Origin of the sequence: Desulfocurvibacter africanus subsp. africanus DSM 2603, assembly GCF_000422545.1 — a bacterium.
Lineage (GTDB): Bacteria > Desulfobacterota > Desulfovibrionia > Desulfovibrionales > Desulfovibrionaceae > Desulfocurvibacter > Desulfocurvibacter africanus.
Map to the genome: position 1 here is coordinate 31,589 of NZ_AULZ01000002.1, position 13,348 is coordinate 44,936.

The window sequence follows — 13,348 nt, forward strand, 5'->3', positions numbered from 1 at the left end:
AAAGGCTCTGCCCGTACAGGCTGCCTGCTTGTGCGCCGAGGACGCGCAGGCAAAAGGCGCATGTCTCGTGCGGCAACTTGCAACCAAGAAAGCCCGTGAAACTTCAGTTGATCTTGTCAGTATGCTCGATTGGCTGCCGCACATGCATGCGTGACCCGATGCGGCAAGATCCCAAGCATCGTAAGTATGGTCGGATAGTCAAAGAGGCCTTGCGAGGATGCCCTGCCGAGCAGAGGACATAAAAAAGCCGGCTTGGCGATCGTAATCGCCAAGCCGGCTTTTTGAAATGCTTGCGGCGTGACCGTTAGGGATTGAGGTCTTCCTTCAGGGTCTTGCTCGTGGTGAACTTCACGACCTTCTTCTCGGGGATCGTGATCTCCTGGCCGGTCTGCGGATTCCTGCCGGTGCGGCTGGCGCGGGCGCTCAGGGCGAAGGAGCCGACATTGGGCAGGCGCACGCCTTCATTGCTCTTGATCCCCTGCGCAAGCGTTTCGCAGAAGACATCGAATGCTTTCTCGGCGCTCACTTTGGTGGTGAATACGTCGGGAAGCGCCTGGCGCAGTGACTCAACAAACTGCGTTTTAGTGAACATGGTCATCCTCCTTTGGGCTGCTCGTGCAACACCTACGCGGAGCGAGGTGTCACCCTTCCTTTTGCGTACTAGGTGGTCTTTGCCCCGCAACGGCCTGCTTGTCAAATGGTTCCGCTGGTAGGTCCTGCAAACACGGGCCTTCTCGGCCGGTCTCTGCGTTTCGTCACGGAGAGATCATCAACTTTTATTCAGAGTAATGCTTGGAAATTCAATGGGATCCTGGTAACAACGGCATCGGCTCCATGCAAGGGGCTAAAAATTTGCATGTTGTATCCAGAATATAGCTAAAGGCCCTGGCCCAGAGCAAAAACAGGCGGATATTGCCCGTGTAGGAGGACTGTTCATGCTGCGAGTGCTGCTTTTGGCCGAGTACGGCGAGAGGCGGAACCGCTACGAGCAGGCCTTGGCGGAGCGCGGAGTGGACATCGCGTGTGTGGCCGGTCTGGACGAGATGTGCGTCAGCCTCGCGAGAAGGCCATGCAGCGGTCTGCTCCTGGATGTGCCCACGCTCATGCGCGCCTCGTGTGAAAGCAATATGCAGGTTGCGGAAGCCATGGCTATCTTTCCCGTGTTGCGCCTGAACTGGGACCACACTCAGGATGTCATGCGCTGTCTTTTTTATGGGCCATCCGGAGCCGGGCACTCGCTGGACGATTTCCTGCGTATCCACGCGGCGGCCTTTCACCCGCGCCTATTGCGCCGCGACCCCCGGCAAACTTGCATATTGCATGTGGAGCTTGTACGCGAAGCAAAACAGGGTTACTGGCCGGCGGAACGCACGGCGGTGCTCAGCCTTTCGAAATCAGGTTGCTTTGTGTTCACAACGGCCGCGTGGCTTCCGGGCGATATCGCCTGGCTTACGATTCCGTCCCTTGGAATTCCGGCTTTGCGTGCTGTCTGCCGCAGGGTGGTTCCCTGGCGCGGCGATGCGCTGGGACCGCAGCCATGGCCAGGACAGGATCGGGATTCGCCCATGGGTAAGGCCGGCGGGCTGGTGCCCGGCATCGGCCTGAGCTTCAACGACATCACACCGACCCAGCGCGCGGCCCTCGACGTCCTGCTTTCCGGGGCGGCCGCTTCGCGCCACGGTCAGGGAGCTTAACATGGCTGATAAGAACGTCACCGATGCCCTGGTCAGGGGCATTCTCTTGGGCGGTTCCGTGGGCATCGTCGGCGGCCTCGTCCTGTCCATAGACCTTTCCCGGGCTCTGTTTCTGGGCATGCTGTGCGGCGTGCTAGGCGCAGTGACCAGTTATAGCCGCTCCAAGAAAAAATAGCCTGTCCTTACGCCTGGGCCATTTATGCGTGGTCAGCCCTGGGCGGTGATACCTCCGGCGCGGGCGGAGAGCCGGAGTCTCTTCCGCAAGCGGCCTTCCCGTTGTGGCGAATTTTTGGGCGGAGAGGTATGCCAAGAGGACTCGCGGCCCTGTCAGCTGTTTATGAATGCCAGGGCAGCCTCCGCTAGTGTAAGTCAAAACTCATCTTAACGCATAAGTGGCGTTATAGCCTGTGGTTATTCGGAAGCTCGGTCCTGTCCAGGGAACCGAGCTTTTTTGCGTGCAACAACAAATATTCCTTCTTATAGGCCAACCTGTCAGAGTAAGTATGACAACTATTGTATCCAATAATATGACATGGAGGCTTTTGTTGTGCAAAAATTAAAAGAAAACCGTTTTGGCGTAGTAAGCTAAAAATTAAAACAAAAATTTTATTGATACAGCGTAATTTGCTCAAAGGCTGGTTCAGCTCTTCTCAGTGTTGATAAAAATGTGGCAGAGTGCGTCTCTGCCGCTTGTCCGAAATGCGCCGGAAGGCTGGCACCGCTCACCTGCGCATGGAATGGGAGGAGAACTGCCGAGTTCGCCTTCCGAGGTGCAGTACATGAAGATCGCCCATGTATCGCCTCTTTTCGAAAGTGTGCCTCCAAAGCTGTACGGAGGTACGGAAAGAGTGGTTTCTTACTTGGCCGAGGAGCTTGTCCGGCAGGGGCATGAGGTGACTCTCTTTGCCAGCGGCGACTCGTTGACCTCGGCCAGGCTCGTGCCCATGTGCCGCAAATCACTGCGCTTGAGCGACTGTGTGGATGATATGCCGCACCATGTCTACATGATCGAAAAAGTCGCTCAGCTCGCCGCGGGGTTCGATGTCGTGCATTTCCATACAGGCATCCTGCACTTCCCCCTGGCCAGGCGTCTGAGCGCGCCGCACGTGACGACCATGCACGGCAGGTTGGATCTGGCTAACCTGAAATCCCTGGCGACTGAGTTCAGTGACCTTCCGCTGGTGTCCATTAGCGACAGCCAGCGCCTGCCCTGGCTGTTCATGAATTGGGCCGGGACTGTCTACCACGGCTTGCCCTTGGACCTGCTGCCATTCAGCGAGCGCCACCAAGGTTATCTGGCTTTCCTGGGCCGCATCAGCCCCGAGAAGCGCGTGGACCGGGCCATCGCCATGGCCGTGGCCGCGGGCGTGCCGCTCAAAATCGCGGCCAAGATCGACAAGAAGGATGCGGAGTATTTTGAAACACACATCAAGCACCTGTTCGACCATCCCCTGGTGGAGTACGTTGGCGAGATTGGCGAGGCGGAGAAGGGCGCTTTTCTGGGCGGGGCCATGGCTCTGCTTTTCCCCATCGACTGGCCCGAGCCCTTCGGCCTGACCATGATCGAGTCCCTGGCCTGCGGCACGCCGGTTATCGCCTATGACCACGGCTCGGTGCCCGAGGTTCTCAGGCAAGGCCATACGGCCTTTATCGTGGACAGCGTGGAAGCGGGCGCCAAGGCCATAGGGCAAGTGGAGAGTCTGCCGCGCCGCCAATGCCGGCAGGAGTTCGAGCGTCGTTTCAGCGTGCGGACCATGGCCAAGCGCTACGTGAAGATCTATGAGACGCTGATATCCGATTGGGAACCCAGGAGCAGGCAGTTGCCGAACGGGAGCAGGAGCACATGGCAGAAGTCATCCAGATTGGCCAACAGTACTATGTCCTAGCCACCGCGGCCCGGGCCGACAGCTCCCGGCGCGTGCTCAAGCATGGCGACACCTTCGCCGTGTTCGACCGCTACGGGGACATCCTGCCTCTGGGCCTTGGCGAGGAAGGCGTCTATCATGAGGGCACTCGCTTCGTGTCGCGCCAGGAGCTGCTCATCGACGGCAAGCGGCCGCTCATCCTGAGTTCCAACATCCAGGACGATAATTCGCTCTTTTCGGCCGATCTGACCAACCCGGACCTTGTCGAAGGACGAGCGAGCATGCTCGCCAGGGGCACTGTGCATATCATGCGCTCGCGATTCCTCTATGACGGCGCCTGCCACGAAGCCATCCGCCTGTCCAACTTCGGCGAGGAAGAGGCGGAATTTTCCCTGAGTCTGATACTCGATGCGGACTTCGTGGACATGTTCGAGGTGCGGGGCATCCACCGCGAAAGCCGCGGGCGCTTTCTGCCCCTGGAAACTTCTGGCGATCGCCTTTCGCTGGGCTATGAGGGGCTGGACGGCCTGACCCGAACGGTGCGTTCCGTGTTCACCGTGGCCCCGGAGCGATTCGAGGGCGGCGAGGCCATCTTTCCCTTGCGCCTGGCCCCGAAGGAGCAGGCGCACATAGGCCAGACCATCGTTTGCGAAAGCGGAACCCCCAAGTCTTCCATACCTTCTTTCGAAACGGCCTACCGGCACGTCAAGGCCAGCCACCGACGCATTTGCGAGGAGGGTTGCGCGGTCGAGAGCGACAACGATTTATTCAACAACTTCCTGACCCGCTCCCTGGCCGACCTGCGCATGCTCATGACCTCCATGGACGACGCCTTCTATCCCTACGCCGGGATTCCCTGGTTTTCCACGCCCTTCGGTCGGGACGGCATCATCACGGCCCTGGAAAGCCTGTGGCTCAACCCCGGCAATGCGCGCGGAGTGTTGACCTTCCTGGCCAGGACCCAGGCCGCGGACTTCAGCGCGGTGCAGGATGCCGAGCCCGGCAAGATTCTGCACGAGGCGCGCAAGGGCGAGATGGCCAATACCGGCGAAGTGCCATTCGGCAACTATTACGGCTCCATCGACTCCACGCCGCTGTTCATCATGCTCGCCGGCGAGTACCTGCGGCGCACCGGCGACCTGGCTTATATCCAGTCCCTGTGGCCGCACGTGGAGCGCGCCCTGGAGTGGATCGACAAGCACGGCGACGCCGACGGCGACGGCTTCGTGGAATACTGCAAGCGATCGGAACGCGGGCTGCGCAACCAGGGCTGGAAGGATTCTGAGGACTCGGTGTTCCACGAGGACGGCAGGCTGGCCGAGGGCTCCATCGCACTATGCGAGGTGCAGGCATATGTTTACGGGGCCAAGAACGAAGCGGCGTACATAGCCGAGACATCGGGCCGCAGGGCCGAAGCCATGCGCTTGCGCGCCGAAGCATATGAGATGCAGCGGCGTTTCGAGGCCACCTTCTGGGACGAGGAGCTGGGCGTCTATGTTTTAGCCCTGGACGGCGAGAAACGTCCCTGCCGGGTCAAGTCGTCCAATGCCGGCCAGTGCCTGCTGACTGGCATCGCCTCGGAAGAGCGAGCCAGGCGGTTGGAGAGCGAACTATTGTCACAGGAGTTCTATTCGGGCTGGGGCGTGCGCACCATCGCTTCGGACCAGCCGCGCTACAACCCCATGTCCTATCACGACGGCTCGATCTGGCCCCATGACAACGCGCTTATCGCTTATGGCCTGTCGCGCTACGGGCTGCGCAAGGGCCCCGTGCGCATGCTGGAGGACATGTTCCGGGTGGGCCTGTATGTGGACCAGCAGCGGCTGCCCGAGCTGTTCTGCGGGTTTCATCGCCGCAGCGGCGAGGGGCCGACCCTCTATCCGGTGGCCTGCGCGCCCCAGGCCTGGGCCAGCGCCACGCCCTTCCATCTCCTGCAGGCCTGTCTGGGCCTGAACGTGGACGCCGTGGCGCGCACCGTGACTTTGGACCGCCCCGAGTTGCCCGAATTCATCGGGCGCATCCGCATGCGCAATCTGCGCGTGGGGCAAGCCAGGCTGGATCTGGTGCTAACACGCCAAGCCGGCGATGTGGGCGCGTACCTGGAACGCCGCGAAGGCGACGTGACCTTGCGCATCCTCAAGTGACAGACGCGGGAAGTGCGCTGGTATACAGGCTGCGTCATGTGACCAGATACACTTTAGTGATTCTCGTTATATAAATCATCTATTCTTCTAACAGAAGATTAGCTGACCACGCAGGACCGTAAGCTCATATTATGCTTGTGGATAGTGTCACATGCGATGCGCGTGGGCCATTCCCCTACAACTTGACGACTTGTCATCCTATGCCAGGCGGAATCTCAGGCAGTTATGCAGATGCAAGAAAGCAATAGCACTGCAACTTGAACCGAGGAGGATAGGTCGTGGAAAGAAGCATGCTCGTTAAAGGGTTAATGCTGCTCTCTTGCATTTGCCTTGCGTTTCCGGCCACAGCTTTGGCGGCGGATGCCAAGTCCGGGGCTCAGGCAGGGGACAAATGCGCAAATGGGGGCGATTACGAGCAACAGACGCTGAACAACGCAGAGGAGCAATTCGATCGAGGCAAGGAAGTCTTCCGTTTCGACACGTTCGGAAGCGAGGAGTTCTGGGGTGGACAGCTCAGGCTGCATGAGACGTTGTCGGTCCTTCCTCCTAGTGCGGCCTTGCAGTTAGGTTTGAAGGTCGATGCTGAAGCCTTGCCGGGAGATTTCATCGATCAGCTGGAGCAAGGCATGGTGGATCTGGACGATCCTGCCGGTACGCTGTTGCTGCTCAAGCAGGATGCCGTGGTTGGCGTGAAGGGCTTTTTCGAGGGTGATAATCTTGTCAGCGTAGGCATCAACTGTTCGCTGTGCCATTCCACCGTGGACGACTCGCTTGCGCCCGGGGTCGGCCGGCGTCTGGATGGTTGGGCCAACCGCGACCTCGACGTGGGCAAGGTCATTGCCAGCGCGCCCACGCTTCAACCGTTTGCCGAAGTGCTCGGGGTGAGCGAGGCCGCGGTGGAGCAGGTGCTCACGAGTTGGGGGCCAGGAAAGTTCGATGCGATCCTTGTCCTGGATGGCAAGGGCTTCCGGCCGGACGGCGGTTCGGCCTCGGTGCTCATTCCGCCGGCATTTGGCTTGGCTGGGTTCAATCTGGCGACCTGGACCGGGTGGGGATCAGTGACCTACTGGAACGCATTCGTCGCCAATCTTGAGATGCGCGGCATGGGAACTTTCTTTGACGAGAGGCTGACCGATGCCGAGAAGTTCCCGATAGCAGCTGAGAATGGATTCAATGATATCCGGAATACACCGGACTTGATCACGCCCAAGCTTGCCGATCTGCATTTCTATCAGCTCGCGCTGCCGGCTCCCGAACCGCCCGCGGGCAGCTTCGATACCGCAGCTGCGGAGCGCGGCGAGGAACTCTTCTCCGGCAAGGCCGAATGCGCCCGTTGTCATGTTCCGCCTCTATACACCGAGCCGGGCTGGAACCTGCACTCTCCCGATGACATTGGGATCGATGACTTCCAGGCCTCGCGTTCGCCGACCGATCGGTATCGGACCGCGCCGCTCAAAGGCCTGTGGGCGCATGTCGAAGGCGGGTTCTTCCATGATGGTCGTTTCGCGACTCTGCTGGATGTGATCAACCATTACAATACGAACATGGACCTGGGACTGACCGAAGCCGAGAAGATGGATTTGGAGCAATACCTGCTTTCGCTCTAAACGATCAAACATAACTGTTGTCGAGCCCCGGTCCATTCCGGGGCTTATTGTTGGAGCGTCAGGCGATGGCCTGCAAGGGACGTTTATTTCGAAATGTCCGAACGTGGATCGCATGAAGCTTGCATTGCCTCCGGGGTCGACCAACCCTGGAGGTGCTCATGGCTTGTCGCGGACGTGGTTACATTTTCCTGGCTCTCGGATTCGCTTTCATGCTGTTGCCTGCAATGGCCCAGGCCGACATGGCCGAATTCACCGACAAGGTCGTGAACAAGACGAAGAATGTCGCAACCAAGGTCGGTGATGGTGTGGAGAAGGCCGCGACAAAAACTGGGGAAAAAATCGAGCGGGCAGGTGCAAAAATTCAGAGCGGCGTGTCACGTTCGAGCGCCAAGGCCCAGGACGGCGTGGTCCGCGCAAGCGACAAGATCGACGGCAAGGCTCAGCCGGTCCAGGATAAGCTGGCCCAAAACGAGTACGTGCTGACGCGCCACAGCGAGCTGCGAGCGAGCCCCACTCCCAGGGCCCGCGTGCACGGCACGTTCAAGGCCGGGGCCAAGGTCGTGGTGGACGATTGGTCGGACGACAAGCTCTGGGGCCACGTACGTATACGCCACGAGGGCAGAGTTCACGATGGCTGGGTGCCTAAGGCGAGCCTGAAGAAGGTCGATTGAAAATCGGAGCGGCCGTCGCCCGGTCTTCGATGGCGGCTGCTCCGGAAAGAGGTCCTCAAGGGACGCACTTCTCCCGGGAGGAAGGCAGGGAGCACCGCGCATCCTGAAATGGGCGCCTCAGTCGTCGAGCATGCGCAGGATGGCCGGCAGGCGCGGCAGATACTTGCCTTCAAGCAGGGCCATGGCCCGATCGCAGCCCCGGCCCTTCCAAGAATTATTCCAAACCAGACAATACCGATAAACCGTCCGAGCCCCCAAGCCTGCAGCAGGGTAACCGTGTTTGGACTTGCGGTGGAATGTGACGGATCGGATCAGTATTCCACCTGTGGAACATGCGGCAATCTAAAGTTGAACGCCGCATTTTTAGCCACACAGATGGGGTTGATTCGTGCAGTTCTCTTGCAGAGATCTCTAGAAAGAGCATGGACACGAAGTCGTATTGACTTAGTAATCTTAAGGAAGGACTACTATATAGGGCAGATGCTTCCTGCAATGGCATGGAGCAGGGAGAGTCTACAGTTACCATATATCGTTGCCATGAGTTGCAGAGGAATTATATATGTCGATAGGTGCCGTAATGACTAATCACTTGCGCTAAAATTGCCGTGTTATATAATTTGGCATAGGTCTGTTGGTGCGATTATCCGCTCCAGGACTTGCCCGGAACTCCTCGGGAATGACATTCTTGAGGAGTCTAGGTATGAGCCGTAGTTCTTGAGTTTACAGGTGGTTCCGCAACAACCCCTTTGAATATCGCCGACGGGGTATCTGCCTCGAAAAGTACTTATCGGCAAATCTCGGAGGACAGAATGCCGAAGACGGACAAGTCGACCATTCAGATGATCATGGCCCGAAAGAAGGAGATTCTAAAGGCTTGGCTGGAAGCCCAATACGACAGCAAAAGCATCCGCCTGGATCTCATCAACAAGGGAGAACTGGCGACCCAGTCCGAGGATTTCCTGGACGCTTTCGTGGACGCCATCAAAACTGAGAACCTCACGGACATCTCGGCTCCCGAGTATAAGTACGTGGTCCAGATGCTCGGTGACATCTCCAGGTCGAGGACCAGGCAGGGCTTCAGCCCCTCCGAAACGGCCATGTATGTTTTCAGCCTCAAGGACACGCTCCTGCATTTCCTGCAGGATGCATTCAGCGACAAGCCCGAGGAGCTGAACAAAGAGGTCCTCAGGTTCTCCAAGTTGCTCGACAGCCTGGGACTCCTCACATTCGAGGCCTATACGCACAGCCGCGAGGACGTGATCCAGCGCCAGCAGCAGGAGATCCTCGAACTCTCCACCCCGGTCATCCGCATCTGGAAGGGCGTGCTGTCCGTGCCGCTCATCGGCACACTCGACAGCGCGCGCACCCAGACCATCATGGAGAGCCTCCTACAGCAGATCGTGGCCACCGAGTCCTCCGTGGCCATTCTCGATATCTCGGGAGTGCCGGCGGTGGATACCCTAGTGGCTCAGCACCTCCTCAAGACGGTCAGCGCAGCCCGGCTAATGGGCGCGGAGTGCATCATCAGCGGCATTCGGCCCGAGATCGCCCAGACCATGGTCAACCTTGGCGTGGATATCAATGTGAAGACCAAAGCCACGCTGGGCGAGGCGCTCAAGGAAGCTTTTAGTCGAATAGGCCTGCGGGTCGTCCGGAGCGAGGCCGCTCCCGAGAGGAGCTAGATGGATAAAATACCCATCCTAAAAATGGGCCAGTTCCTGCTGGTGACCATTCAGGTGGACATGCACGACCGCCTGGCCATGACGCTCCAGGATGACCTGACGCGGATGGTCGGCACGAGCGGTGCGCACGGAGTGCTCATCGACATTTCGGCCCTGGATATCGTGGACTCCTTCATGGGCCGCATGCTCAGCAGCATCGCGTCCATGACCCGGATAATGGACGCCGAAACGGTGGTCGTGGGCATGCAGCCCGCCGTCGCCATCACGCTCGTCGAGCTGGGCTTGTCACTGCCTGGGGTGCTCACGGCCCTCAACGTGGACAAAGGCATGGAAATGCTGACGACGCGTCTGGGATCGTCACGTGGAGACAGCAAGGCCTCGCATGAAGACGATTGAGCGTGAGGTCATGCAGGTCGCCAACGAAGCCGGAGTCGTCACGGCGCGGCGTATGGCGCGCGATCATGCCATTCGGCTGGGCCTGAACCTTGTGAATCAGACCAAGCTCGTGACCGCTGTGAGCGAGTTGGCCCGCAACATGGTAGTCTACGCCGGAGGCGGAAAAGTCACCATCGAGGAAGTCGAGGCCGGGATAAAGAGGGGGCTGCGGATAACCTTCGCGTACAACGGGCCAGGCATAACGGACCTGGAGTTGGCCATGCGCGACGGTTATACCACTGGCGGCGGACTCGGGCAGGGGTTGCCCGGCTCCAGGCGTCTGGTGAACGAATTCACCATTAATTCAGAGGTGGGCGTCGGAACGACGGTGACCATCATTAAGTGGAAATAGATGCGCACGCTTATGAATGGTCTAAAGGCGCACGAGCGCTACCCCGTGGCCGAGTCGAGCCAGGTGGGCAGCCTGCGCCGCGCTGTGGCCGGCTTGGCTCGAGACCAGGGCATGAGCCAGGAGCAGACGGCCAAGGCGGCGATCATGGCCACGGAGATGGGCACCAATCTCGTAAAGCATGCGCACGGCGGGGGCGAGGTGCTCGTGCGCGCCATTGCCGGAAGGTTCGGCGGCCTGGAGCTTCTGAGCCTGGACAAGGGACCCGGCATGGAGAACCCGGCTCACATGCTCCAGGACGGGGTCTCCACGATGGGCAGCGCCGGCACTGGCCTGGGCGCGCTCAGACGCCTCTCCAACGAGTTCGCCATCTACTCCCGCGTGGGATCGGGCACCGTTGTCCTTGTGCGCTCGTGGGCCAGTCACTATGAGGAGCAGCCAAACGTCATCCCCTGCGAGATGGGCATGGTCATGCTCCCCAAGCCCGGCGAAGAGGCCTGCGGCGACGGCTGGTGCGTCTCGCTTACTGATAACGGATTGACCGTGCTGGTCATTGATGGGCTTGGGCACGGACCCCAGGCGGCAGCGGCTTCCCAGGAAGCCGTGCGTGCATTCAGTGAGCAGCCGGATTTAGTGCCTTCCGAGGCAGTGCACAACCTGCATGGACGGTTGCGACATACTCGCGGGGCAGCCGCTGCCGTGGCCGACATCCGCACCGGACGTGACACGCTTGTCTTTGCTGGCATCGGCAACATCGCCGGCAGGATCGTGCGTCCGGACGGCGCCATGACAAGCCTTGTGTCCATGAGCGGGATCGTTGGCCATCAATTCCGCAAGCTGCTGGATTTTTCCTACGCATGGGGAGACGACGACCTGCTGGTCATGAACACCGATGGACTGCGCACCGGTTGGGATTTCTCGGCTTACCCCGGCCTTGAGCACCAGCACCCGGCCATCATCGCCGGCGTTCTATACCGGGACTTCGTTCGAGGCAGCGACGATGTCGCGGTAGTGGTCCTGCGAATGGCGCGGAGTGGACGTCGATGAGCCTGCCGATCCTGCAGATCGAGATCCGCTCCGAGGAGGACTTCATCCTGGCGCGCCAGCGAGCGAGAAAGATCGCCTCCCTGGCCGGTTTCTCGGTGCAGGACCAGACTCGCATCACCACCGCCGTCTCCGAGATCGTCAGGCACACCCTCCAGCATACCGCCTCGGTGGGCCTTGATTTTCGCATTGGCGGGCGGGCCGGGTTTGAAAATGGCTCCAGTCTCGAAATTGCCGTCAATGCTGATGAATGCGACGTTGCGAGCGTGCGGCGGACTTTCCAGAATTCCGCCAGCAATTGGAGCGACGTGGGGTTGTATGGAGCCCGGCGGCTTATGGACGGCTTCCAAATGGAGAGCCGAGCCGATTCGAACGTGCTTTTGTCGATGGTCAAGGCTCTGCCGCCCGGAGCGCCGGAAGTCACGCCGCAGGTCATCGCCCAGTGGCGGGACATCCTCATGCGCGAGGTTCCGGATTCGCCCCTGCGGGAGGTCGAGCGACAGAACAGGGAGATGTTGCGGACCTTGGAGGAGCTTCGTGCCAAGGAGTTGGAACTGGCCCGTCAGCTGGAGGAGGCCGACAGGCTGAATAGCGAACTGGATCGGACGAATCAGGGTGTCATCTCCCTGTACAACGAGATCGAAGACAAGAACGCCGAACTCAGGCACGAGATCCAGGAGCGTGAGTCAGCCGAGCAGAAACTCCGGGTGACCATGCAGGAGCTTGAGCGCTCCAATGCCGAGCTTGAGAGCTTCGCATACGTCGCCTCGCACGACCTGCAGGAGCCGTTGCGCATGATTTCGAGTTTCCTGCAGCTCCTGGAGGCCGAGCACGTCGGCGGACTTGACGCGGAGGCGCGGGAATATATCCGCTTCGCGGTCGGCGGGGCGGTCCGCATGCAGGATCTCATCGAGGATCTGCTCACGTATTCGCGGGTCGGAAGGAAGGGCAAGCCCTTTACGAGCACGGACCTAGGCTGCGCCCTGGATACGGTGATCGAGGATATCGGCAAGCTCGTGGTCGAAACCGGGACCAGGATCACCAGGGATGCGCTCCCCACGGTATACGCGGACCCAACCCAGATGATGCAGCTCCTTTCGAACCTCATCAGGAACGCCATCAAGTTCCGCAAGCCGGACGAGCCGCCCCGGGTGCACGTCGGCGCACGGGAGGAGTCGCACGAGTGGATCGTGTGGGTGGCCGACAACGGCATCGGCATCGAGCCCCAATATTTCGAGCGCATCTTCGTCATTTTCCAGCGCCTGCACGCCAGGGACGAGTATCCGGGCACAGGCATCGGCTTGGCGGTCTGCAAGCGCATCGTCGAGCGTCACGGCGGCCGCATTTGGGTCGAGTCGGAATCGGGCAAGGGATCGACCTTCTTTTTCTCCATCCCCAAACGCCAGGATCAGGGTGCTCATGACCAGGGACAGGAAACCCGTCATCCTTCTGATAGAGGACAATCCGGGTGATGTGCGCCTGACATGCAAGACGCTTGAGAAAGGGAAAATCGAGGCCGAGGTCGTAGTGGTCAAGGACGGCGCCGAGGCCATGGCCTACCTGCGCCAGAGCGGGCGGACCGCCGATGCCCGGTTGCCGGACATCATTCTCCTTGATCTCAACTTGCCAAAAAAGGATGGCCGGGAAATACTGGCCGAGATCAAGCAGGATCCCCAACTCAAGGTTATTCCAGTCATCGCCCTCACGAGTTCCAAATCGGAGGACGACGTTGTCAGAAGCTATCGGCTGCAAGCCAACAGCTACATCATCAAGCCTTCGAGCTGGGATGAATACGAACGGGTTATTTCGGCGACGTTAAATTATTGGCTGAGAATCGCCAAGCTGCCGGACAGGTAA

At 59.7% G+C, this 13,348-nt stretch carries 13 protein-coding genes; 12 read left to right on the plus strand and 1 reads right to left on the minus strand.

Annotation, left to right across the window (positions count from 1 at the left end; translation table 11 throughout):
• Positions 1–304: 304 nt before the first annotated feature.
• Positions 305–592 (minus strand): HU family DNA-binding protein, encoded by a 288-nt coding sequence (locus H585_RS0102325; protein ID WP_005984982.1) that lies wholly within the window; start codon positions 590–592, stop codon positions 305–307.
• A gap of 343 nt (positions 593–935) precedes the next feature.
• Here H585_RS0102325 and H585_RS0102330 point away from each other — a divergent pair, with 343 nt between their 5' ends.
• The 12 genes from H585_RS0102330 to H585_RS0102385 all read left to right on the plus strand — a co-directional run bounded on the left by H585_RS0102330 (position 936) and on the right by H585_RS0102385 (position 13,348).
• A complete protein-coding gene (locus tag H585_RS0102330) occupies positions 936–1,694 on the plus strand; it encodes a PilZ domain-containing protein (protein ID WP_027366606.1) in 759 nt (252 codons plus the stop codon).
• A 1-nt stretch (position 1,695) separates the two neighbouring features.
• Complete coding sequence (locus H585_RS23440; RefSeq protein ID WP_169432895.1) at positions 1,696–1,869, plus strand: hypothetical protein; 174 nt, start codon at positions 1,696–1,698, stop codon at positions 1,867–1,869.
• A 604-nt stretch (positions 1,870–2,473) separates the two neighbouring features.
• Positions 2,474–3,580 (plus strand): glycosyltransferase family 4 protein, encoded by a 1,107-nt coding sequence (locus H585_RS0102340; protein ID WP_027366607.1) that lies wholly within the window; start codon positions 2,474–2,476, stop codon positions 3,578–3,580.
• Entirely contained in the window at positions 3,538–5,703 is a 2,166-nt protein-coding gene (locus H585_RS0102345; protein ID WP_027366608.1) for an amylo-alpha-1,6-glucosidase, read from the plus strand. The genes H585_RS0102340 and H585_RS0102345 overlap by 43 nt, the downstream gene beginning before the upstream one ends.
• Before the next feature lie 278 nt (positions 5,704–5,981).
• Entirely contained in the window at positions 5,982–7,310 is a 1,329-nt protein-coding gene (locus H585_RS0102350) for a hypothetical protein (protein ID WP_027366609.1), read from the plus strand.
• 209 nt (positions 7,311–7,519) lie between these two features.
• Complete coding sequence (locus H585_RS0102355; protein WP_244432462.1) at positions 7,520–7,981, plus strand: hypothetical protein; 462 nt, start codon at positions 7,520–7,522, stop codon at positions 7,979–7,981.
• 809 nt (positions 7,982–8,790) lie between these two features.
• Complete coding sequence (locus H585_RS0102360; RefSeq protein ID WP_027366611.1) at positions 8,791–9,663, plus strand: STAS domain-containing protein; 873 nt, start codon at positions 8,791–8,793, stop codon at positions 9,661–9,663.
• Positions 9,664–10,059, plus strand: coding sequence for an STAS domain-containing protein (locus H585_RS0102365; RefSeq protein ID WP_027366612.1), 396 nt, complete (start codon positions 9,664–9,666; stop codon positions 10,057–10,059).
• Complete coding sequence (locus tag H585_RS0102370; protein WP_027366613.1) at positions 10,046–10,450, plus strand: ATP-binding protein; 405 nt, start codon at positions 10,046–10,048, stop codon at positions 10,448–10,450. Before H585_RS0102365 ends, H585_RS0102370 begins: the two co-directional genes overlap by 14 nt.
• Positions 10,451–11,494, plus strand: coding sequence for an ATP-binding protein (locus H585_RS0102375; RefSeq protein ID WP_027366614.1), 1,044 nt, complete (start codon positions 10,451–10,453; stop codon positions 11,492–11,494).
• Positions 11,491–12,963 (plus strand): ATP-binding protein, encoded by a 1,473-nt coding sequence (locus tag H585_RS0102380; RefSeq protein ID WP_027366615.1) that lies wholly within the window; start codon positions 11,491–11,493, stop codon positions 12,961–12,963. The genes H585_RS0102375 and H585_RS0102380 overlap by 4 nt, the downstream gene beginning before the upstream one ends.
• Positions 12,911–13,348 (plus strand): response regulator, encoded by a 438-nt coding sequence (locus tag H585_RS0102385; RefSeq protein WP_027366616.1) that lies wholly within the window; start codon positions 12,911–12,913, stop codon positions 13,346–13,348. The genes H585_RS0102380 and H585_RS0102385 overlap by 53 nt, the downstream gene beginning before the upstream one ends.